Below are 244 nucleotides of genomic sequence, written 5' to 3'. Positions count from 1 at the left end.
CACATGGCGATCAAGAGATTTTCTCATTAGAAGAAATGAAGCAATTCTTTAAGTTGAGTGACATCAACAAAGCCGCTTCTGCTTTTAATACCGATAAACTGGTGTGGTTGAACCAACACTATATAAAGAGCCTAGATCCAGAATATGTGTCAACACACTTACAATGGCACATGGACGATCAAAAAATTGATCTGTCAAATGGCCCAGCATTAGCTGAAGTGGTCACTGCATTAGCTGAGCGCGC

General features: G+C 41.0%; 1 pseudogene. It reads left to right on the top strand.

The window, feature by feature from the left end:
- Positions 1 to 244 (top strand): annotated as a pseudogene (locus V0R37_RS23025) (glutamate--tRNA ligase); the annotation flags it as partial.

This window comes from Pollutimonas rozaliensis, from assembly GCF_048751585.1.
In the GTDB taxonomy this organism is placed as follows: domain Bacteria; phylum Pseudomonadota; class Gammaproteobacteria; order Burkholderiales; family Burkholderiaceae_B.
The sequence above is the reverse complement of the archived record's forward strand: the minus strand, read 5'-3'. Positions and strand labels throughout refer to the sequence as shown.